General features: G+C 40.2%; 10 protein-coding genes. All 10 read right to left on the bottom strand.

Annotated features, from left to right (window positions below; genetic code table 11):
* Window positions 1-81: 81 nt before the first annotated feature.
* Window positions 82-11,514 carry an InlB B-repeat-containing protein gene (locus G585_RS0106100; protein ID WP_022773719.1) on the bottom strand — a complete coding sequence of 3,811 codons (11,433 nt, stop codon included), beginning with the start codon at window positions 11,512-11,514 and terminating at the stop codon, window positions 82-84.
* A gap of 61 nt (window positions 11,515-11,575) precedes the next feature.
* On the bottom strand, window positions 11,576-11,809 hold the full coding sequence (locus tag G585_RS17370; RefSeq protein ID WP_022773717.1) for a hypothetical protein: 234 nt from the start codon (window positions 11,807-11,809) through the stop codon (window positions 11,576-11,578).
* 332 nt (window positions 11,810-12,141) lie between these two features.
* A complete protein-coding gene (locus tag G585_RS17365) occupies window positions 12,142-12,333 on the bottom strand; it encodes a hypothetical protein (RefSeq protein ID WP_022773716.1) in 192 nt (63 codons plus the stop codon).
* A gap of 241 nt (window positions 12,334-12,574) precedes the next feature.
* Entirely contained in the window at window positions 12,575-14,566 is a 1,992-nt protein-coding gene (locus tag G585_RS0106085) for a thiamine pyrophosphate-binding protein (protein ID WP_022773714.1), read from the bottom strand.
* 6 nt (window positions 14,567-14,572) lie between these two features.
* Window positions 14,573-15,352 carry a glucose-1-phosphate cytidylyltransferase gene (gene rfbF / locus G585_RS0106080; RefSeq protein WP_022773713.1) on the bottom strand — a complete coding sequence of 260 codons (780 nt, stop codon included), beginning with the start codon at window positions 15,350-15,352 and terminating at the stop codon, window positions 14,573-14,575.
* 80 nt (window positions 15,353-15,432) lie between these two features.
* Window positions 15,433-16,233 (bottom strand): glycerophosphodiester phosphodiesterase family protein, encoded by an 801-nt coding sequence (locus tag G585_RS0106075; RefSeq protein WP_022773712.1) that lies wholly within the window; start codon window positions 16,231-16,233, stop codon window positions 15,433-15,435.
* A gap of 37 nt (window positions 16,234-16,270) precedes the next feature.
* A complete protein-coding gene (locus G585_RS0106070) occupies window positions 16,271-18,550 on the bottom strand; it encodes a glycosyltransferase family 2 protein (RefSeq protein WP_022773710.1) in 2,280 nt (759 codons plus the stop codon).
* 19 nt (window positions 18,551-18,569) lie between these two features.
* Window positions 18,570-19,655, bottom strand: a complete 1,086-nt coding sequence (locus G585_RS0106065; protein ID WP_022773709.1) for a galactitol-1-phosphate 5-dehydrogenase — start codon at window positions 19,653-19,655, stop codon at window positions 18,570-18,572.
* Window positions 19,652-20,362, bottom strand: coding sequence for an IspD/TarI family cytidylyltransferase (locus G585_RS0106060; protein WP_022773707.1), 711 nt, complete (start codon window positions 20,360-20,362; stop codon window positions 19,652-19,654). Before G585_RS0106060 ends, G585_RS0106065 begins: the two co-directional genes overlap by 4 nt.
* Window positions 20,363-20,446: 84 nt before the next feature.
* Entirely contained in the window at window positions 20,447-22,192 is a 1,746-nt protein-coding gene (locus G585_RS0106055) for an AAA family ATPase (RefSeq protein WP_022773706.1), read from the bottom strand.
* Window positions 22,193-22,228 lie beyond the last annotated feature (36 nt).

Below are 22,228 nucleotides of genomic sequence, written 5' to 3'. Positions count from 1 at the left end.
ATAAAACAGATTATTGGAGAATCCCAAAAAAGCTATCGGCCTTGCGACCGATAGCTCTTTTTTGGATTTCTTAGAGTTTAATTACTCTTCTTCTTTTTTCTTTCTTGTAACAAAAAGTGAAATTACTACTGCTGCGGCGATGACAATCGCAAATGCTCTTGATGTGTCATCTGTCTGGTCATCAGTTCCTGCGCGTCTTGCACCAAGAACTGCCGCGCCATTTGTATTTGCTGCATCTTCTCTTCTTGCTCCAAGTACTGCTGCGGCAGGAGCCGGTGCAGGTACTGCAGCTACAGGTGCAGGTGTTACAGCTACATCAGCTGCTGGTGTTGGATCATCTCCGCCTGCCGGTGTTGGATCAGGTGTAGGAGCTGGTGTAGGAGTAGGAGTAGGTGCAGGTGTAACAGCATTTACAATCAAAGTACCTGGTGTCTCCTTAATTGTATAGTTAGTATTAAACAGCTTGTCATTGCCTTTATACTTATCAGCGATAATATCATAAGCAATTGTGTTCTCTACTTTTCCGGCATTTGTGATGGTTCCTGTTGCACGTACATTTGTAACCTCCGTATCAAGGAATCCGTCACCTGACGTTGTAACTACAGGTCTTGTAAGAGCTGTTCCGTTGTAATCCTGAGTAGCTGACTCAGATGAAAGGTTAACTTCTCTTGGTGTGATTTCAAGGTAGCCAATTGTAAGCTTAGTTCCCTCTGCTTTTTCATAAGTGTAATCAAATGCAAAGCGATCAGTTACTGTAACATCTTCTCCGTCAACCTTCATTGTTACCTTTACATCTTTTGTCTCAAGATATACAGGATACTTATCAACATCTATACCGCTTCCATCTGTAAGTACCAGACCGGATATTGTATAATCTGTTCCGCCATAGCTTACATCCTTTGTAATGTTCTTAACTACATCATCAGCAAATGCTCTGATTGTCATTATTCCAAGGAGTCCGCTAACAGCCTTTCTCACACTCTGAAGAAGGTTCTTTTCCTCAGAAGTAACAGTAATGTCCACATCAGCACCTGCATACTGCCTCTCGCCAATGTAAATCTTCTTTGCATCGCCACCTTTTAGTTTCACATTAACTTTGATCTTATCCTGATATACTGCAGTATATGTGGCATTTTCTGTTACAAGCCTGTCTGAAAGAATCTCTCTTGTTACTTCTTCGTTATCCTTATCAACCCACTTTTCAAAGTATGAGTTTGAAGGAGCCTCAGGATTATCAAATATCTCAGGAACAGGTGTAGGATCTTCAAATTCTGCCTTAATTACTGTTTCCTTACTGTTGCCATCTGCATCCTTCCAGATGTACTTGATCTCATATTGTTTCTTGGTAAAAGAGCCAACGATGACAACTTTACCTGCCGGCATCTCAAACTGTAACTGAGTCTTACTTGCATCCTGTCCCAAAGCAACCTTAACGAAGGAAACAATCTTTTGTACTACGTTTTGCTGTGCCTGTGTTTCTACTACAGAAATTGTAGAATCCGGGCTCCATCCGCTAAAGTCATATCCTGTAACTTCCACGTTATCTGCAACAACTACCGTTGTACCAAACTTGTGCTTAACTGTCGCAGGAAGTAGACTAACTGCTTCATCCGGATATGTTCCTGTATATCTGTACTCTACTTCATACTCAATTCTCTTATAGAATACATTTACAAGGAGCTTTCCATCACCTCTTATAACAGGGTCAACTTTTTCTCCGGTATCAAGATGTACATACTCGATCTTATCAAGTTCAAAACCTTCTTCCGGATCGATTGGAACATCATCTTCTGTAAGGTCCGCATCAGTTGTTCCTGTCAGGTCTTCTCTTGTCTTTACAGGATTATCAAGGTCATATCCGCCTGTGGTCTTTTCTTCATAGTACTTAACAGTATACTTTGTATCACTTTTTGGCTGATAATAACCGGTAAGAACAACGTCGCTATCCTGCATATTAAATGTTGTTCCTACATAGGTTGCACCCTGCTCAAGTACCAGTCCTGCAGGCTTCCAGCCAAGGAAAGTATACCCGGCAGCTTCAGGGCCTTTTGCAACGGTGACAGTTTCACCATACTTAACACCTGTAAGTCCTTCAGGCTCTTCCAATGTGGTATTCTTAGGCTTAGAAGCAGGATCAAACTGGTATGTAACACTATGGGTATGGATTGTGAAGGTTCCCTTAAACTCTGTATTTCCCTTTACGGTAAATTCACCGGATACCTTACTCTCTCCAAAGTACCATCCATCAAAGTCATATCCTGTTTCGTTCATAGGATCTGCTACGGTAAATGTCTCGCCATATACATAGTAGGCTTTTTCTGCTGAAGGCTTATTTGCCACGATGCTCTGAGGAAGACTTGCTTCATCAGTAAGTACGTATGTTACTGTGTACTTATCCTGGTTGAATACAAAGGTGTATTCCTCATTCTTGGTGATCTTAGCAATTTCATACTTACTGCTGCCTTCAAGTGTAAATCCAAGGTGATCATCAGCATGTGCAGTTACATATTCAGAAATATCATAGCTAAATGATGATCCATACTGAAGCTTATCAGCAACAGTTACTTCTTTTACAAGCTTTGTTACAGGATCCTTTGATGTATCCGCATAAACAAACTTCTCATAAATCTTAACTGTCTTATAATTATCTGTTACTACAAGATCCCCAAATACTGGAGTTATTTTGTAGTTATTAGAAAGAGTTGTATTTCCACCAAAGCTAAAGGTGAAAGTATCTTCCTTAAGACCTGTACCACCCACTTCGGTTCTGCTACCTGTAAATGTAATGTCCGGTCTGTCCTTATCACTTACGAAGCCATCTCCTGAAACGGTAAGTCTTGCGTATTTTGCAGTCATATCCTTATCGTTTAAGTCAGTAAATGTAAGAGCTGTCTCATCGTAGGCCTTCACTGCACCCTTTGATGTAAGAGTTACTTCTCTTTCTTTAATCTTAAGAGTTCCCTTTACAACTTCTATATTTGGATAGTTCTCTGTAACATCCGTATCACCATTGTAGATACGTACATCAGGCTTTCCATCCTTTTCTACAACGCCAAGGTTCCTGTCAGCATTATCCGAAACATTTGTAACGCTCACATCTGCAAGATCATATCTTGCCTCATCGTCTCCAAGGAGTCCTGTCACACTTCCGGCTGTTATGGTAACTGTGCCATATGTTCCGGACGCCTTATCCTTAACATCACTTGTAGAAAGAGCTGTTCCATCATATTTCTTTTCAGCACTCGGAGCAGTAATTATAACCTTATCTGTACTTCCTACAGGATTAACTGTCAATGTGCCATAGTTCTTTATGAAGTTGTAGTTATCTGCCTGCTTCTTAGCTGTATCTGTATCTTTTACAGAAGAAACATCAAGCGCCTTTCCGCCATCCTCAAGGGATTTAACAGTATACTCATAGTTATTTGGGATTCCCTGTCCAACCAATGTTTCTGTAAAATCAGAAAATGAAAGGAGATCTGTAAGAGTATCTGTTCCTACTAAAGTATTATTTTCATATCCCTCGCCGGTCTTTAAAACTACGCTTTCATTGGAAAGAGCTGTTCCGTCATAGGTCTTTGAATCAGACTCGGAAATAATTGTAATGTCTTTTGCTGTAACTGACAAAGTTCCGTTAGTAACAGTTATCTTAGTAAAGTCAGACTGATCAAGTACACCGTCATCGCCAATGCTTATTGTTCCATCAGTGAGATCGTAGGTATACTCTTCATTATTTCCGGTGTTCTTGATAACAAGCTTTGTAATCTTATTTTCTGCACTGCCCACATTAATCTGCGAGCCGTCTACTGTAGCAGAAATCTCAAACTGGTTATCAATTGTTACTTTTCCGTTAACGGACTCTGTTCCATTAACTGTAAAGCCGCTTTCTGTAAGAGCTTCTCCATTATATGCCCGGCTATTACTCTTTGCTGCAATAACCAGCTGATTTCCAAAGGATGATCTGTTGTAATAAACCTTAAGAACCAGCGCCTTATCAGTATCATTTGAATTATCTTTTGTCAAAAGATCTGAAAGTACACTAGGAGCGGTCTCTACAAGCGTATAATTTACAAAGTTCCTTGTAACACTGCTTTCAGGTGTAACAGAAACAGGTTTCTTTCCTTTTTCTGTCTGGCCTTCATATGTAGTCTTGGTATTTACAGTAATTGGGCCAAATATCTCTGTTTCATCATCATCAATAACATAGTCGTTTCCGGCCTTGTTCTGGTAGTAATACTCTACTCTGTAATAAGCAGGGAAATCAGTCTGTTCCCAGTCAGCTACGAGAACAATGTCCTCTGTTACTGTTCCAGTAAAGAAGTTTTCTGAAACTAAAGTGCCATTATTTAGCCATCCGTTAAATGCAAATCCGGTGCGTTCAGGTTCAGTTTTTCCGTCTTTACTATATGCAGGAATAGTACTTCCATACTTAACTTCAGTCTCTTGCAGAACATCCTCTGTTCCACCTTCTGTTTTCTGCGTATAACCATCCTTGTAGGTTACTTTTTTAAGTACTCTCTTGTAGTAAAGCTTAATTACTGTTGAGCCGTCTGCAGCTATTGTTGTGGATGATGCAGGATCTGAGTGGTCATATTCAAAGCCAGTAAAGTCGTAGCTTCCTTCTTTCTTTTCTCCTGCAATACTGTAATTATCCTCAAAATCTTTTAGTACAGCTTCTGTTTCACCAAAGCGATCCGTTTCCTCATAAGAAGGATTTGTTTCGAAGGTGCCATCCAGATTCTCTTTATAGTGCTGAACAGTGTAATAAGTCTTCGTTCCAACAGTTGTCCAGTGAGCTGTATAGGTTCTCTTACCAAAATTACCGGTAGGAATCGTAACAGTTTTAGACTTACCGCTTATAACTTCTGCACCGCCATTTTCTACAACCTCAGTCCAACCATCAAATATATATCCCTGCTTTGTTGGATTAATAAGAGTTATAGGATCAGATGTAATATTGTAGGTTGTAGGATTAGGATTCTTTGGATCCTCAACTGTTGCATCATCAGCAAATACGCCGCCGTTAAGTACATATACAATTTCATACTCAACAGGTGTCCAGTGTGCTACCAGTGTCTTATCTTCTTTTATCAAAGTATCAAAGTCAAAGCTGGTAGTAGCACTTCCTTCAAACCATCCATCAAAGGAATATCCTTCTCTTGTCGGATCTGAAGGCTTAGTTACCTTTTCGCCCCAATTTACAGTAACAGGTGAAGTTGTTCCCTGAGCAAGTGTTCCGTCATTAGGGTCAAAGGTTACCTGATATGTATTTATCTGGTACTTAGCATAAAGTGTGATATCACTTTCAACAGGTGTGGTGAATACATATGCATTCTGAAGTGTATCCTTGTCGGTGTACCATCCAACAAATGAATATCCTTCCTGTGAAGGGTCATGTGGCTTTGTTGCTACGCCCCCATGTCTTACTGTCTGGCTTGCATCAGAAGGACTTGCCAATGTTCCATCCATTGGATCAAAGGTTACCGTGTGATTCTTTCTATCGTAATAGAGATTAATCACAAAGCCTTCTGCTGTCACAGATACTTCTACATTAAAATTAGTAGAATCAGTTGATACTGCACTTGTGTTGTAATGATCTAATGTGAAGTTATCCCCATAGGTTCCTGCATAAGTAGTATAAATATCATTTATTGATACTTTCTTGGTGCTTGATGCAGGAATATCATTTACTGCAGCTTTAGTATCTTCTGTGTACTCGTCATCAGTAATATTCTGTTTAAAGAACTTGATGCTGTATTTCCACTTACTGGTATCAGTAACAATCTGAGCAACAAATACAGTATCATTATTGGCAGGCATAGTATATGTGCTAAGAATAGCCGTTGTATTTTCTAATGCCCATCCCTTAAAGGTATATCCTGTTGGAACTGTTACTTTTGCTTCCGATGTATCAAACTCTGTTCCAAAGTCATGGTAAGCTGTCAAGCTGCTTCCCGTATTTTCACCTATTTTAACAATTGAATCTGTAGGTGCATCATCAGGTAATTTATATGTTACCTTGTAGCTGTTAACTGACCAGTTTGCTGTATATGTTCTGTTTCCGGTTGAACCCTTGGTAACTGTTACCGTCATATTTTCACTACCTGTAAGACCTGTTCCTGACCAGCCGGTAAAGGTGTAGCCTTCTTTTACAGGGTTATTAAGTGTAAAGGTAGCTGTTTCAATAGTGTAAGAATCAGGATTGGTCTTTCCTGTTTCCAGCGTTCCACCATCAAGATTATAGGTAATCGTATATTCTACAGGATTATACTTACCATAAAGATTTAAGTCAGCCTTAACTTCTGTTGTAAAGTCATACTTTTCGGTATTTTCTGTCCATGTGGAATCTTTATACCAGCCATCAAAAGTATATCCTGTCTTTGTTCCGGGACTATACTCCTTAGCTGTTTCGCCATCATCAACTATCTGAGTAGCTGATTCAACTAATGCTCCATCAACATAGAACTTAACTGTATGTTGCTTAATCCAGTTTGCTGTATATGTTCTGTTTCCGGTTGAACCCTGTTCTATAGTTACTTCTGTATTTTCATTACCTGTAAGGTCAGTTCCTGACCAGCCGATAAACTTATAGCCTTCCTTTACAGGATTATTAAGTGTAAAGGTTTCGGTCTCAATATTATAAGTTTCCGGATTAGTCTTTCCTGTTTCTAGTGCTCCATCATTCAATACGTAGGTGATTGTATACTCAACAGGATTCCACTTTCCGTAAAGGTTAAGGTCAGTATTTACTGCTGTATCGAAATCATACTTGGCAGTACTTTCTGTCCATGTGGAATTTGTATACCAGCCATCAAATTCGTATTCATCCTTTGTTCCCGGATTGTATTCAGTAGCCTTTTCTCCATCATCTACTATCTGAGTAGCTGTTTCAACTAAGCTTCCATCAACATAGAACTTAACTGTGTGCTTTTTTATCCAATGGGCTGTATACTCTCTGTCACCGGTTGAGCCCTGTTCTATTGTTACTGTAGTGTTTGCATTTCCGGTAAGATCAGTTCCTGACCAGCCGATAAATTTGTAACCTTCCTTTACCGGGTTATTAAGTGTAAAGGTCTCTGTATCTTCCGTATAAGTTTCAGGATTTGTTTTTCCGGTTTCTAACGCTCCGCCATCAAGATTATAGGTAATCGTGTATACAGGAAGTTCATCCCAAACTGCGAACAGTGCCTGGTAAGGCATTGCTTCATCGGCTGCAACATACATGACTTCTTTGCTAAAATCAGCATCCGAATAGTATTTCCCATTATTGTAATAAATGTCAGGTGAAACAGTCTGCGTCCAGTTTGAAGAAGTAGTCATGAAGGTATTTGCTGCTTCAGCAGTGTTGCCCATGTCTACAATCGCCCAGCCTTTAAATACATAACCGGTTCTGGTAGGTGCTGTTTTAATGGAAACCGCTTCATTGATCTGAATATTCTCATCCTTTGCATACGCAGTTTTCCCATCATTTTTAAACCATGGTATATAAGTCTGAGTAGCCTCATCGATAGCTATAAATTTAGGACGAAGCTGCACAGTGTATGTATTTATTTCATTGCCGTCGTCATCTGTTATGGTAGATACCTTAGCATTTTTAGCAAGAACAGTAAATGTCTCACCTGGATAAATTTTGGAACCTTCAATATCTACATACTTCGATGATTCTTCGTCATATTCCTGCATTATCCAGTAGCCAAATTTATAACCTTCCGGTGCTTTTATGGCAGGAACTGCCGCTGCAGATGCAGAATCCACATAAACATTGTTGTCTATAGGATTTCCTGATCCTGATTTATTAACATCGGTGTCAGTCTTGGAATACTTTACATTTATGCCTTCTGCGCCATCAAGATCAGCTCTCCATCTGGCATAGAGATTAAACTCTTTTGTGATCCAGTCACGATTAACATCCGAATTATAAGCCGCATTAAGATCCGTGATATTTCCATGATCATCCATTGGATCTGTGAAGTGCGTTTCTTTATTATATTCTTCCCAAACTGTATCTTCATTTAATACTGTCGCATCTGAGAAAACCTGAGTACAATCTTCATCAGTATACCACCCGATAAATGTATAATTTGCTCTGTCTCTTCCTGTAGGAACACTTACAGTTCCACCGTAAGCTACGCGGAAATTCATGCTCTGATTATCAGAACCCCAGTATACATTTTCATCTGCAGGTACGTTAGGATGAAGAAATACACGGTACTGTATCTGACGCCACTTAGCATATACAGTGATACCGCCTTCAGGCATCTTATCAAAGGTATATTCTTTAGTACACTCATCATCTACATACCATCCTTCAAATACATATCCTGCCGGAATTGTTTCAGGTTCATATGTCGCATAAGAAGATATATCTGCCTGATAATAAATACCGTTCTCGACATGAATCTGTCCGGTGCTTGATTCTGATTCTATCTTATTACCGATACCATCATAGTATGAGCCATCCATAAAATTGATGGTGTATAGGTTGCGGGTATAATAACAATTAACTTCCCAAACATCCCAGTTTTCCCATGGGTTATTTGGAGTAACTCCATACTTTGTAAACCCTGGTAATTCTATATAGTCTTCAGCTTCTGTGAATGCAAAATCACTATAAGCCGTTTGATGCGTATAATTTGTAAATTTTTTGCCCCTATAATTAATTGTTTCGCCATCATATTCCGGAAGTGCTTCAATATTATATTTTATTGTTCTAACATCTTCATCTTGTGTTGTTCCACCCATGTTGAGTTTATGAAAAACAACATCAGAATCAGGCATAATATCGATATACCCTACATATGCTTCGTAAGTTTCTTGCTCTGGTTCTTCCCACAAAGCAGGCTCATAAGTTACTCCATTTGTTCCAACTATAGGGAATTGCTTACCAATAGACTGTCCATAAAGAGCTGTTATTTCCTTTATAGTAGCCCAACTTGAGTTATACGTATATACTGTTCCATCATATTTATTCGAATATTCATAATGTCCGATAAACGCCACGCCTACCCAATTGCGATTTAGCCAAAAAGCACCATCATTCCAGTATACACGTTTAAAATCATCACCTATTTTTCCATACTTATTAGGATCATTATCATTATCGCCTTCTGAAATAACATATGCTCCATGCACCTGGAATGTCAGCGTATGCTGATTTCTATCATAGTAAACATTAACTACGGTAGTTCCCTCAGGCGTGATAGTCTTGCCAGCCTGATCATTACTAACGTAATGGAAACCAAAATAATCTTTGCGGTTTTCAAGAGTCTCATTATTGGCATTATAATCAACACCATTTATTCTGGCATATGCATTATTACCGGTTCCTTGAGGACTTACTGTAGTAATCGCTGTTCCAACAGTTCCCGAAAGATGAATAGATTCTTCAAAATCATATCCATCTCCATCAATGTTCTGTTTCCAAATAAGTACCGTGTAAGCGGCAGTTTTAGCCGATATCCAGCTTGCATAAATAGTTGTTTTATCACTAAGAGTATCCCCAAACCGGAACGCGCCGGTTGTTACATTAGAATCCTGTGCATGGGCTTCTGCATTTTCCTTTGTGTCATACCAGCCACCAAAAGTATAACCAAGGCGAACCATCTCTGTATCTTCACATGGTTTTTTGCTCACTTCACCTGATTTTATGAATATAGGAGCATTATATGTTGCTCCCTTTCCGTTTTCATCGAAAATAAGCCAATGACCTTCGGGCGCATTAACTGAAAAAACAACACTTCCGGTAATGGTTATTTTTGTCTTATTTTCAAATATATCTCCTTCTGTATAAGTGTATGCTTCGCCACCTTTTTTAATAATATTGCTGGAGCCTTCATTTACAAGCCATCCCTCAAAGTGATGAACTTCATCCTCCGGTGTATATGCCTGATCAACGACATAGTCCAGTTCAACATTCTCTTCATCTGCATTAAAAAGCACGCTATCTTTACCAAGAGTTATATTATTACGATCTATATAAGTTACTGTGAACTGCTTATAGAGCATCGCATAAAAAGTAATTGATGAACCGCCCTCAGTATCAGCATCTTGAACACTAGACCAGTCATAGTTTTTTAAGATAGTTTTTATTCCATCAATTGTAAGACCGCTGCCAGCATCTTCCACTGCATAGTCGGCATCTCTGCTCCATCCTTTAAATATAATATCTTTCTCGGTTGTCCCTGCTCCGGGATCATATATAACCTGAGATAATGCAGCATCGCTTTTTGTATCATTCTGTTTAACATAAAAAGAGGCTATTTCGTCGCTTCCGTTTTTGAATATAACTTTAAGACGAGCGTTTTCTGTTTCATCAATACCTGCCACAATAAATACAGAGAACTCATTACTCTTAAGCTCTACTTCTGTAGCAACCTTCGTCTCATCATCAGGGTCTGCATTTGCATCATGGGATTTTACAGTCGCATCGTCATCGTCAAGTTCTTTTACCTCGCCATCATGCTCATGGAGCACGGTAAAGTCAGTACCTTCGATTGTATCAACAAGTGATATTGATACGTGAACGTACTGTGCATCTGCAGGCTGGATTTCTGCTCCTTCATATATGAACTTAATGTCAACACCCTTAGCCTCTTTTACCTTATCTCCCAGAGTGTCCTGGGCTGTCTCCATAGCTTTATCATCAGAGATTGCTTCAATTGATACAGTAGTGCCTTCAGGGAAAAGACCTTCTTCAGCCTCTACAGATACATCCATTCCTCCAGTTATCTTGCTCTCGGATATTTCAGGCATCTCAGCAAGCTTCATGAACTTAGCTGTGAATGTTGTATCTTTTTCCACATCAGAAGGAACGAGCAAGGCATCATTGGTTACAAAATTGCCATCCTCGTCTACCCACTCTGTGAACTGATATTTATCATTCCAAGGAGTTGCCTCAGAACCTTCAAACTTAGCATCTTTATCATTGAGGTCAACGGTTTCTTCTTTTACAGAAACACGTCCACCCATAGATGCTTTGTACTTAACAGTTACAAGGTTCTGTTCTTTTTCTTCTATTTCAGTAGAAGCTGAGCTTGCAGCGGCTGCCGCCTCTTCAATAGAAGCAGATGTTGCAGCCGAAGCACTTTCTGTGCTTTCTGTGCTAGCAGAAACAGCTTCTGTTGTTGCTTCTGTTGTTGCTTCTGTTGCCGGATCTGTTGCAGGTTCTTCTGTAACATTTCCTCCATTAGTAATATCGGCGGTTGCCTCCTCGACAGCGCCTTCTGTAGCCTGATCTGAAGGTGTTTCAGCAGTTACTTCGTCATCCCCTGACTCTGCTTCCACCTCTTTCTCAGGATTTTCTCCATTTTCAGCAGGAGTTTCTTCTTTTTCGATATCCTCCCACTCCAGTTCTGAAGATTCTTCACTTGCTTCTTCAGAAGCTTCTTCGTTCTGTTCAAGCTCTTCTTCGCTTCCTACAGCAAAAGATCTTGTGCTTGCAAAATCGCTACTGAAAGTAGTTGTAACAAGCGCAATTGCCAACAGGAATGATAAAAATCTGTTCCACTTTCTTGACATAACACTATGCCTCCCTCTCATAAAAAAATCGATAAAACAATCGGCAGTTACCTAAGTCATCTCATGAAACGATATGGGCCGTTTCCATATCGATCATGCTATTACCGCTTTTAATGGCCTCATCCATTAGCCGTAACATTTCCAAAGTACTTCTAAATCTGACACTCTTTTTCTCATTGGCCCACACAAGTTCACCCTGCCAAGAGCCGTTCTGGCAATGATCAACTTTTATAATGAACGTGTCTCCCATTTTATAAGTGCCTTTACAATACTCATTCATAACTCTTTTACTCATTACTTTCCCCCTAATGAGTAATTATATGGACCGGGTAATCATAAAACCTATCATAATTAACCAGTTTTTTGAACTTAATTTCACAATCCTTACATAAAATTCTAAATAATATTTCAACCATGCGGAATAGGGAATTTATGAAGTTTTTATAAAATAAGTATTAAATAAAAATAAACCGCAATAGCTCGTATTCTGCGGATTTTCAGACACTAAATATAGACATAGATTTATCTAAATAAGTTTATAGTTTTTTTAACAAAATAAAATACGAAGCCGCCGCACATATAGTGCGACAGCCCCGCATTACATAAAGAATTTAATATTCTCTTTATTTATTCATTAACAGCTTCCTGATGGTGAATTCCTTCTGTTGCAGCTTCATCCATGAGTCTCAACATTTCCATCATACTTCTGAAATGTATAGTCCTGTTCGCTTCTGCCCAGACAATTCTTCCTTGCCAGGTACCATTCTGACAATCCGTGATCTTTACGATAAATGTCTGTTTGACATCAAGTGATTTCATGTTTACCCCCTTTTTCAGGTTACCTTGTACATTAAGTCCTAACCCAATTGCATATATTGTACGCAAACAGCCATCATAATTTTAATCATAATTGCTCTTATTTTTGTTGTTTTTTCGTGAAATAAGAAGTAATTACATAAAGTTTTTCTAAAATATTGATGGTAATTAAATTGAAAAGCCTACGTCTAAAACGATTAAGCGCGCTTCAGACATAGGCTTTATATTTTATTTAGAAACTTCTCTATATATACATATTTTCCGCAAGTTCTTCTCTTGGAAGAAATGGGGCAAGATCTTCTAAAGGAGCACTGGTAAGGCTTCCATCAGCTTCTTTTTTTACTGATGACTTAGGTGCCCAAGGCTGAACTGTGTCTGTAAACACTTCACAGAATACTGGTGTATCCGACTCCAAAGCTTTATCAATGCCAGGCTCAAGGTCATTCCCTTTTTTAATTGAAACGTAATTGTATCCAAATACCTCTGCAAGTTTTCCAAATTCAGGAAAAGCAAGGTCGCCGCTCTCAGGCCCTATTCCAAATTTGGAATAGTCACTAAAGTGATAGTTCTGAGTAAGTCTGATGGAATGGTAGCCATCATTATTTATGAGAAAGAGCTTTATAGGAAGCTTATTTGTAACAATAGTTTGAAGTTCCTGCAGATTCATCATTATGCTGCCATCTCCTTCAAGACAGATGGTCTCTTTTTTACCTGATGCAATGCAAAGACCGATTGCTGCCGGAAGTCCATATCCCATGCTGGCTACAGCGTTGTTGATAATAAATCTGCTGCCCTGCTTAATGTGCCAGGCTTGAGAACCAGCTACGCAGCAGGCACCGTTGCTGACAGCCGTGAGCGAACCTTCATGTGCCTTGTCAGAAAGAGCTCTGATAAAGCCATAGACATTTACAGGGGCATCGCCGGTATTGCGCTGCTTCTCAGACACAACAGGGTATTTTTCTTTCCATTTAATACACTGAGCGCGCCAGTCATCACATGGTGCAAAGTATGACTGGTCATCATTCTTTAAGTTTTTCCACTCTTTATTCTCATCAAGGGTCTCATTCATGGCTTCCATGAACAATCTGGCATCTGCACAGATCTTCTTATCCACATGTATCGTGTGCTTTTCCATCTCAGCAGGGTCGATATCCACCATTATGACCTTGGCTTCTCTCGCCCAAGAACTCCAGGTATAACCAGTCTGTCTGATGGATATTCTGGATCCGATAACAAGCAAAAGATCTGAATTCTGAACTGCAAAATTTCCTGCTCTGTCGCCCATATATCCACCGCGACCACAGTAGAGTGGATTCTCATCCTCTATAAGATCAATAGAATTCCAGTAAGTACAAACGGGAACTCCTAGTTTATCCACCATTTTTCTGAAAGTCTCAAAGCCCTTTGAAATGCGGATTCCGCCGCCCGCATAAATAACAGGTCTTTTAGCCTTTTTAATCTCATCAAGGATCATCTGGGACACTGTCAAAAGTTCATTGTGATTCATAGGCTCTGAGGCAGAAGCATTGTCTTTTTCCACATCAGGGCAAAGGCACGAATGTTCTTGTCTATACTCCTCATCAAAGCTGCGAAGCTCATCAGGATTTATTTCTTTTGCCTGGTAATTCACAGGAACGTCTACCCATACAGGTCCGGGACGGCCGGTACTCATAAGGTGCCAGGCCTTCTCCATAACATACCTGATGTCTTCCGGTGTCTCAAGCATGACTGCGTACTTACACATGTGCCTGGTCATCTGTGTGATATCGTATTCCTGGTCTCCTATGGAACGAGGAAGGCCTGAGTCGTTTATAAATTCATGGCTTGTAATTGGTCTTTCTGAATCAGAGTTTTCCTTAATATCTGCACTGCAGCCTCTTTTAGAGAGGCCGTACTCTGTGTTTCCTTCCATGTATCTGACCGTGGTGTCGTATCTGACCTGTCCACTTACAACGAACATAGGAAGTGAATCAAGCCATCCGCCGAGAACGCCTGTGATGGCATTGGTTCCGCCGGGGCCTGAAGTAACGCAAAGTGCTGCAACTTTTTCTCCGTATCTTGAGTAGCTCTCTGCGGCAATAGCTGCGCCCTGCTCGTGATGGAAATGGGTACAGTGCATGCCCTCTGTATGTCCAAATGAGTTATTAAGATGCATCGCGCCACCGCCCACAACTGTGAAGCAATCAGTGACACCTTTTTTGATCAAAAAATCTACTATATAATCTGATAATTTCATAAAACCTCACCACTTGATCCAAGGAGCTCTGCCTGTCTCAATGAGTTCAGAGAGTTCATCTCTTTCTCTTGCTGTATCCATGCACTTCCAGAAGCCGTCATACTTATAAGCTGCAAGCTCGCCGTCTCTTACGAGGTTATGCATTGGCTCTTTTTCAAAGAAGGTGCTATCGCCCTCGATGTAATCGAAAACTCCGGGCTCAAGTACCATATATCCGCCATTGATACGGGCTCCGTCGATGTTGGCTTTCTCTCGGAAGTCCTTAACAACTGATGAGTCATCAGAATCTATATCGAACACACCAAATCGCTGTCCTGCGAGAATGGCTGTAACGGTAGCAATCTTGCCATGGCTCTTATGGAACTCAAGAAGCTTGTTCATATCAAGGTCGCACACTCCATCACCATAGGTCATGAAGAATGTCTCATTACCCACATGCTCTTTTATCCTCTTGATACGTCCGCCGGTCATGGTGCTGTATCCCGTATCAACTATTGTAACTTTCCATGGCTCTGCCTTCTGTGAATGGAATGTCTTTTTATTCCTGTTAGCAAAATCAAAAGTTACGTCGCAGTTGTGGAGGTAATAGTTATTGAAATACTCCTTGATCACTTCCTGCTTGTATCCTGCGCAGATGATGAATTCGTTGAATCCATAGTGTGAATACTCTTTCATGATATGCCAAAGAATCGGCTTGCCGCCAATCTCGATCATTGGCTTTGGACGCAAGTGGCTCTCTTCACTGATACGTGTTCCGAATCCACCGGCTAAAATTACTACTTTCATTTAATTGCCTTTCATTATTACATACACTTTTTTAACTTATATAATATAAACCAAGTTGCCTGTTTTAACAAGAAATCCCATTACAGGTATTTCTCAGGTTCATTGAAGAATACGTCTGTGACGCCTTTGGCGGCATATTCATCAAGATTCATCCTTACGCCTGTTGGAGCTTCAGGATACAGATGTCCTGTGTACCATGCACGGACTGTCCTTCCCTGAATTTTCTCTACAGGGAGGTCCATATGCAGTCCCCAAGGGTGCAGGGCAATGCTTCCGCTTGGAACGTCTTCCCATAAGGATTCAAGGCCAATTGCCTTGTACAGACAGTTTGACAGAAGATCATCCAAAACACCGAGCTTTGCTGTAGGCTCAAACTCATGGATCTTGAAAAGAGATTCCGGATAAAAGCTTGAGTACACGATTGCCTCTTTTACTCCCATCTCAGCTACAAGTTTAACTATTTTCTCCTCAATTCCCGGATAGTTATAAACTGATGTCTTAAGCTCAATATTGATACGCATGCCGTCCTTTATCTCTTCTTCAGGTACGCCCGCTTTAACTGCATCGCAGTAGACTTTAAGTTTTGGCATCAAAAGCTCAATGACTTCACGCATTGTAGGAATCTTCTCTGAAGGAACACCCTTTCCTGCAAAAATGTGAAGAGCCTTCAGCTCCTCAAGAGTAAAATCTCTCACAAACCCAAATCCATCTGTTGTTCTATCCACACGTTCATCGTGGATAACCACAAGTTCTCCATCCTTAGTCAGCTGAATATCCAGCTCAACTCCGGCAAGGCCCTCAATTTCCATTGCCTTTCCAAAAGATGTAAGTGTATTTTCCGGATACATCTGACTGCATCCTCTGTGTGCCCAAAATTTCATATTATATTCGACCTTTCATTTAAAATATTAACCACCATTATCTCTTAAAAGCATTTACTATATCATTATAAATACTCTCGCCAACTCTCGCAGGATTATTATAATCAAATACCATTTCCTGTATGCATTTAATATCTATATTAAATGGATCCTCTTTGCTGATACTTAATATCTCCTTTACCCCTCGTGCTACTTTGTCCATTTTTCCATATGATTCTCCGTCAAAAGAATCCATGAGAGACTTGGTCTCATAAATAACCATTATCTCTGTATCTTTCGGCAGTTTCCCTGATGGATACAGACTTGCAATATCCGCAGCATAGGAAAAAATATTATGGATCATTTCTTCCAGACTGAGCTTTCCAGCAGCGTACTTCATTATTCTTATTTCATAGCTAAAATCACTAACTCGCTTATCCAGAATATATTTAAGTTTATCCTCATCTATGACATCATGCAGCGCAAATAACTGCAGTGCACGGTGATAAAACTCATTAAACATTCGGTGCTCGTAGCCATAATACTTGCCAACAGAAGCGTTCATGCCATCTACGTTCACATATTGATGGAACAGATAGGTAACTTTAGGATAATAGGCAGCCGAAGAAAATCTTGGTAATGACGCAAGATTGAATAAATAATCCCCTCCATAAACATCATTTCTAAACCTGATGTCTTTTACCAGTTCCTTCTTATAAACATTTGTCTGGTTGTTTAGCAGTCCCGATGCTAAAAGATTTATCCAGTTCTTTTTCATATCATCAAAAGTTCGCAGGACAAATTCATGGTCCACTGTTGATTCTATCCTTTTAATGTCATCCTGCAAGACATTCTGGTCCTTATCACAATAAACTGTCGCCACAGGATACAGGACCAGATCCACATTGTATTTTTTGATAAAATTTGCAGCTATCAATAAGGCATCACTGGTAAATTTATCATCTGAGTTCAGCACTGTGAAGTACTCTCCTTTTGATGCATTGACACCAATATTGATCTTTTCGTAAATCCATTCTCCGCTGGTAATTACTCTGATCCTTGTATCTCTGGCAGCAAGTTCTTTTGCCACCTGGGCTGTATTATCAGTTGATATTCCTTCCAGGATGATAAGCTCCCAATTAGGGTACTCCTGATCTATGACGCTTTGCACTGCAACAGGAAAATATTTCTCATTATTCCTTACAGGCATTATCACGCTTATTAATGGAAAAGAGTCTTCGTAAGATTCAGGCTCATCCATCACGATACCTTCACCACGGCTTGCGGCATCCTTATGATCAGCCATATAGATTTTCAGGCATTTATCCTGAACCCGCTTCCAGTCTGCAAAGCTCATATTATCAGATAGCAGATCAGTAAGCTCTTTAAAAACAGGTCTTTCGTCTAAATATCTGTTTTCCTTAAGGCCATCTGTCTCTGCTAAAAGATTATCCTTCAATTCTTCACACTGCGATGTATAAAGCCTTGTTCCGTAATTCAAGCTAGAAAAAAGAATCGTTTCATAAAAATATGAATTCAAAAAATGAAAATCGACTTCATCCTTAAAACGATAATATAATTCGCTTCTTGCTTTTATATCATGCATTAGTTCAAGCTGCACAAGCGGATGTTCCATAATGCGACTTCCCAATTCAGAAGTCATGGTCGACCCTTTTCGTTTGCGCCAGATGTAGTACTCGGCATCAACAATAGCCATTTTGTTTATGTAAAAAAATATAGGGTATACAAAAAGAGGTTCTTCGTACACCACTTTCTCTGCAAAATAGCTTTGAGTCTTTTTTAGCAGTGATGATCTGTAAAACTTGTTAGTGCATCCATAGTCTCCGGCCACTCCGGTAAGAAACAATTCCCTCACTCCGGCTTCATTCAGATTACAGATAACTTCTTCTTTTCTAGGCTTCTTTGGAGGGATAGAATCATCTGATAGGTCTCTGATAACAATCTCATGGCCGAACTGTACGATGTCAAGATCATTGGACACAGCATAGTCATAGAGCTCCTGGCATGTTTCCGGCCTGTAAAGATCATCCGCATCCAAAAAAAGCATATACTCGCCGGACATGTAACTCATTCCGACATTTCGTGCCCCGCCCTGGCGAACATTTTCATCAAGCTGGATGATCATTACACTTTCCGGAGCTTCCTTTTCTATGATTTGCAGGATTTCCCAGGTTTTTCCTTCATCATCAGAAGCATCATCCACAAAAATGCATTCTATTTCCGACAGATCCATAGTCTGGTTCTTAATTGATTTCCAGCTCTGATATACCCACTCTGAAACATTGTGACAAGGAATAATTACCGAAACTTTTTTCATAGTAAAGCTCCATTCTCATTTACTCTGCTTCTACAACACGCTCCACATCCACCATTATCTTTATGTACTCTTCTGATTTTTTTCTCATGATCTGAAGGCCTTCCTGCATGTGCTCGAGATCGAACCTATGAGTTATAAGTATTGACGGAGAAAACGCTATAGAACTGCTATGCCAAGCCACAAGTCGCTGCAGAGCAGAGCTCCAGTCATCAGGATACGATGAATTCCAGGTTCCCATCAAAGTCAGCTGATTTCTCAGTATCTTCCAATAAATATTCCTAGGAAGTTCCATATCAGATGCAGGATTGCCCACAAGCATTATCTTTCCATTCGGTGCTGCAAGATTAACCGCCTGTGCGTAACTTTCGGACCTTCCGATACATTCAAGATAGTAGTCCGCACCGCTCCCCTCCGTCTTTTCATTTATAAAAGTAGAAGGCTCACCATATCTCACATCGCAGAAATGGTCATCACTGTACCCAATCTTCTTTATCATCTCTTTTTGAACATTCTTATTTCCTATAAAAAAGACATTTCTATATCCTGCATTTTTTAGGAGCATAGCCGCCAGAAGGCCAATCGTGCCAAGACCGCAGACTGCGATATTTTTCTCAGTCGCCGCTTCAAGTCCCTCTCCGACAAGTCCTATCCTTCTCAGCGCATGTACAGCAACGCACATGGGCTCAAGCATAGCTGCCTCGTCATCCGTCACTTGGTCAGGAATAGGCAAAAGATTCCACAATGGAGCACAGACATACTCGCCAAATCCACCATCCGACCGGGATCCCAGGTAATTATAGTTTTCACACATCTCATAATGCCGCGTCTTGCACTGTCTGCATTTCATGCAGGGAATCAGCGGAAAAACTCCAACTCTTTTACCCACAATTTCAGGATCATCGTCACACTTTTCCACAATTCCCATAAATTCATGTCCCGGAACAATTGGCATATTGTGGGCGCCGGTCTTAAAAACGCGAGGTACGTCAGAACCACAGATACCGCACTTTTGCACCTTTACTAGCGCCTCGCCCGCCTTAGGCCTGGGGTCAGTGACTTCAGTGTATTTTAGATTGTCTATCCCATATAAAACCTGAGCTTTCATAGATAGCTTTCCCTCATAATCTCTTCTGCTCTCTCAAGATCCACCTGGGTTGTCACCTTAAAGTTTCTCTGATCTCCCGGAATCATGGCAACGTCCATCCCCGCCATTACCGCAGGTTCTGTGGAGCCCTTTATCATTCTGATCTTATCGGGCAAAAGAGCTTCATTCGCCTCTAAATACTTCTTATAATTAAAAGCTTCCGGCGCCTGCCCGGCAAAAATAGTATTACGGTTAAGCAGCTCGTCAACACGTGTTCCTGTCCTGCTGAAATACACAGTATCATTCATAGGAAGAACAGGCATCGCACCATCATGGCTATCAAGCGCCTTAAAGCACTCCTCTATCATCTCTTCAGTAACAAAAGGCCTTGCAGCGTCATGGATAATAATAATATCGGCCATTTCACCTAGTCCCATTTGCTCTATTTCTTTTAATGCATTATAAATAGAAAGCTGCCTGTTTTCTCCAGGGTCAGAAAAGCCCAGAATCTTCTCACTTATAAGCGGCTCATCCGCAACAGCATCTTCAATCCTGTCACGCCATTCATCCGCAGCCACGATCAGAATATTGTTGACATACACAGATCTGCCAAAGGGCGCCATGCTATGCATGATCATCATCTGTCCAGACAACTCCACAAACTGCTTTGGTACTTCCGATACAATCCTGCTGCCGATCCCGCCGGCAAGGATGATTGCTATATTCATAGGCACCTCGCTTTCTAATATACTTTTATATACTTACAATTCAATTATATACTTCTTAGTAATAAATTTACTTAATATTGTTAATCAATCAAAACTTTCTTTCAAATACTCTTCTACATTTTGATACTTTATTCCGTCAACTACTGCATTTTCACCACGGTACAAAACTGTTCTTGAGATAATTTCGCCATAGTTAAATTCTATCTCTTTACATTTTTCTTCATCTATCAAGTGTTTGTACTGTTCCTCAACTATCTTGTCACTGTGCTTGATCTCATACAATTCACAGGTTAGATTGTCCTCATCATAAATGACCATATCAATCTCTCCAATGCTGAATAACAGTTTAAATACTCGTTTTTTCCTGGATTGCCTCTTCCTGGTTTCTAAAAGCACTATATCTTCCAGCATCCTGCCTCTTACCTCTCTAAGTATTCCCTCACAGATTTCCTGCCTTTCCTTTATAGGGTACTTAGAGAAAATCTCGTCTTTCATGAGAACGTGCACAAGTGCCTCTGCCTGGCAGTATCTCATTCCCGGCTGAGTAAAGATGATCTGTTCTTTAGGCTCTTTTACCCCAATTTGCTCCGTAGGGCAATTCACAATGAGATCCAGTAAATGAAGATACGACTTTATCTCTTCTACATGCTCCCTAGTTATCTCAACCGTCATATCTTTTTTATTTCTAATATCGAGTATCTTCTGAAGTCTATTAGTTATTTCTTTACAATCAACTTTTTTAGTGAGGACCGAGATCAAAAATCTGTGATTCATATCCTCTATGATTCTGTTAATCGCACCAGTTAATTCACCTGCTTCATATAATTCCTCAAGATGCATGAAATGACCACCATATTGATAGTTTGCCAGACTATGCTGAATATTTCTGGCTATTGCAGTATCAATATAGCGCCTGGTTGATTCATCGTCGCGAAAAGAAATGCTTTCATCCAGTAACTCTTCAGCATCAAAATTCTTTTCCCCCATCATGAATGTACCGCCATAACGAATGTATTCGTCTACATCATTGATTCCAAGAAGCCTCGAATACTCCTTGAACGGAATAAATGTAGTATGAATTGTGTAGGCTCTATCATAAAGCTCATCACCAGTACTAAGCAGAAATCCAAGAGAATCTGTACCTGAGAGTACTATCTTCATGCCCATTGATGCATAAACATCAGAGAAAAGTGACGCTGAATCGATGAATTCACCAAGAAGTGTCACTTCATCAATAAACACATACTTAATACCGGCGTTAATCATTTTCCTAAGATCATCATTAAGCTGATCCATGGTATCTGATGTCATGATCTTGATATATGCTGTTTCATCTGCCGGAAGCTCAGACATAGCCTGAACAATAATAGTTGTTTTACCAGTTCGCCTAAGGCCGTAGATCAGACAGACTTTTCCAGGTAATCCATATTGGAGGTATTTTTTCAGAGGTGCAATGCAGTCCCTTTCTCCGTACTTTTGAGCTACAGCGCACATGTTCTTAAGCACACTACCAGTAACAACACGGGTTTTGTAGGTCTCCGTTGGCATCAGCTTTTTAGTCTCAAAGTGAGGTGTATCCTCTGCTACAAAGCTTCCATAGTTTTCATCTTCAACCAACTGCTTAAGTTCTTCCTGAAGGTGCTTTCTCCTTTTTATCTGTGCTAAGACTATTGGCTCATCTTTGGCTTTTACATACTTATTGATCTTCTTTCCACCTTCATACCATTGAAGGTACATCCTAGGCTTACCTCTTATAACTTTGTATGTTAAGTTGCCCTTGGGCAAAGATCCTATCTCAGCAATAATTGCTTCCAGCTTGCTATCTGACATAATATATCCTCCACGTATTAAGCATAGCAAAAAGCA

Source organism: Butyrivibrio sp. AE2015, assembly GCF_000420825.1.
Classification (GTDB): domain Bacteria; phylum Bacillota; class Clostridia; order Lachnospirales; family Lachnospiraceae; genus Butyrivibrio.
This window is presented reverse-complemented; position numbering and strand designations above follow the sequence as displayed.

What these genes read in the sequence shown, in the direction of transcription:
- G585_RS0106100 (WP_022773719.1), bottom strand. Translation starts at nt 11,514, where the DNA reads ATGTCAAGAAAGTGGAACAGATTTTTATCATTCCTGTTGGCAATTGCG.
- G585_RS17370 (WP_022773717.1), bottom strand. Translation starts at nt 11,809, where the DNA reads ATGAGTAAAAGAGTTATGAATGAGTATTGTAAAGGCACTTATAAAATG.
- G585_RS17365 (WP_022773716.1), bottom strand. Translation starts at nt 12,333, where the DNA reads ATGAAATCACTTGATGTCAAACAGACATTTATCGTAAAGATCACGGAT.
- G585_RS0106085 (WP_022773714.1), bottom strand. Translation starts at nt 14,566, where the DNA reads ATGAAATTATCAGATTATATAGTAGATTTTTTGATCAAAAAAGGTGTC.
- rfbF (WP_022773713.1), bottom strand. Translation starts at nt 15,352, where the DNA reads ATGAAAGTAGTAATTTTAGCCGGTGGATTCGGAACACGTATCAGTGAA.
- G585_RS0106075 (WP_022773712.1), bottom strand. Translation starts at nt 16,233, where the DNA reads ATGAAATTTTGGGCACACAGAGGATGCAGTCAGATGTATCCGGAAAAT.
- G585_RS0106070 (WP_022773710.1), bottom strand. Translation starts at nt 18,550, where the DNA reads ATGAAAAAAGTTTCGGTAATTATTCCTTGTCACAATGTTTCAGAGTGG.
- G585_RS0106065 (WP_022773709.1), bottom strand. Translation starts at nt 19,655, where the DNA reads ATGAAAGCTCAGGTTTTATATGGGATAGACAATCTAAAATACACTGAA.
- G585_RS0106060 (WP_022773707.1), bottom strand. Translation starts at nt 20,362, where the DNA reads ATGAATATAGCAATCATCCTTGCCGGCGGGATCGGCAGCAGGATTGTA.
- G585_RS0106055 (WP_022773706.1), bottom strand. Translation starts at nt 22,192, where the DNA reads ATGTCAGATAGCAAGCTGGAAGCAATTATTGCTGAGATAGGATCTTTG.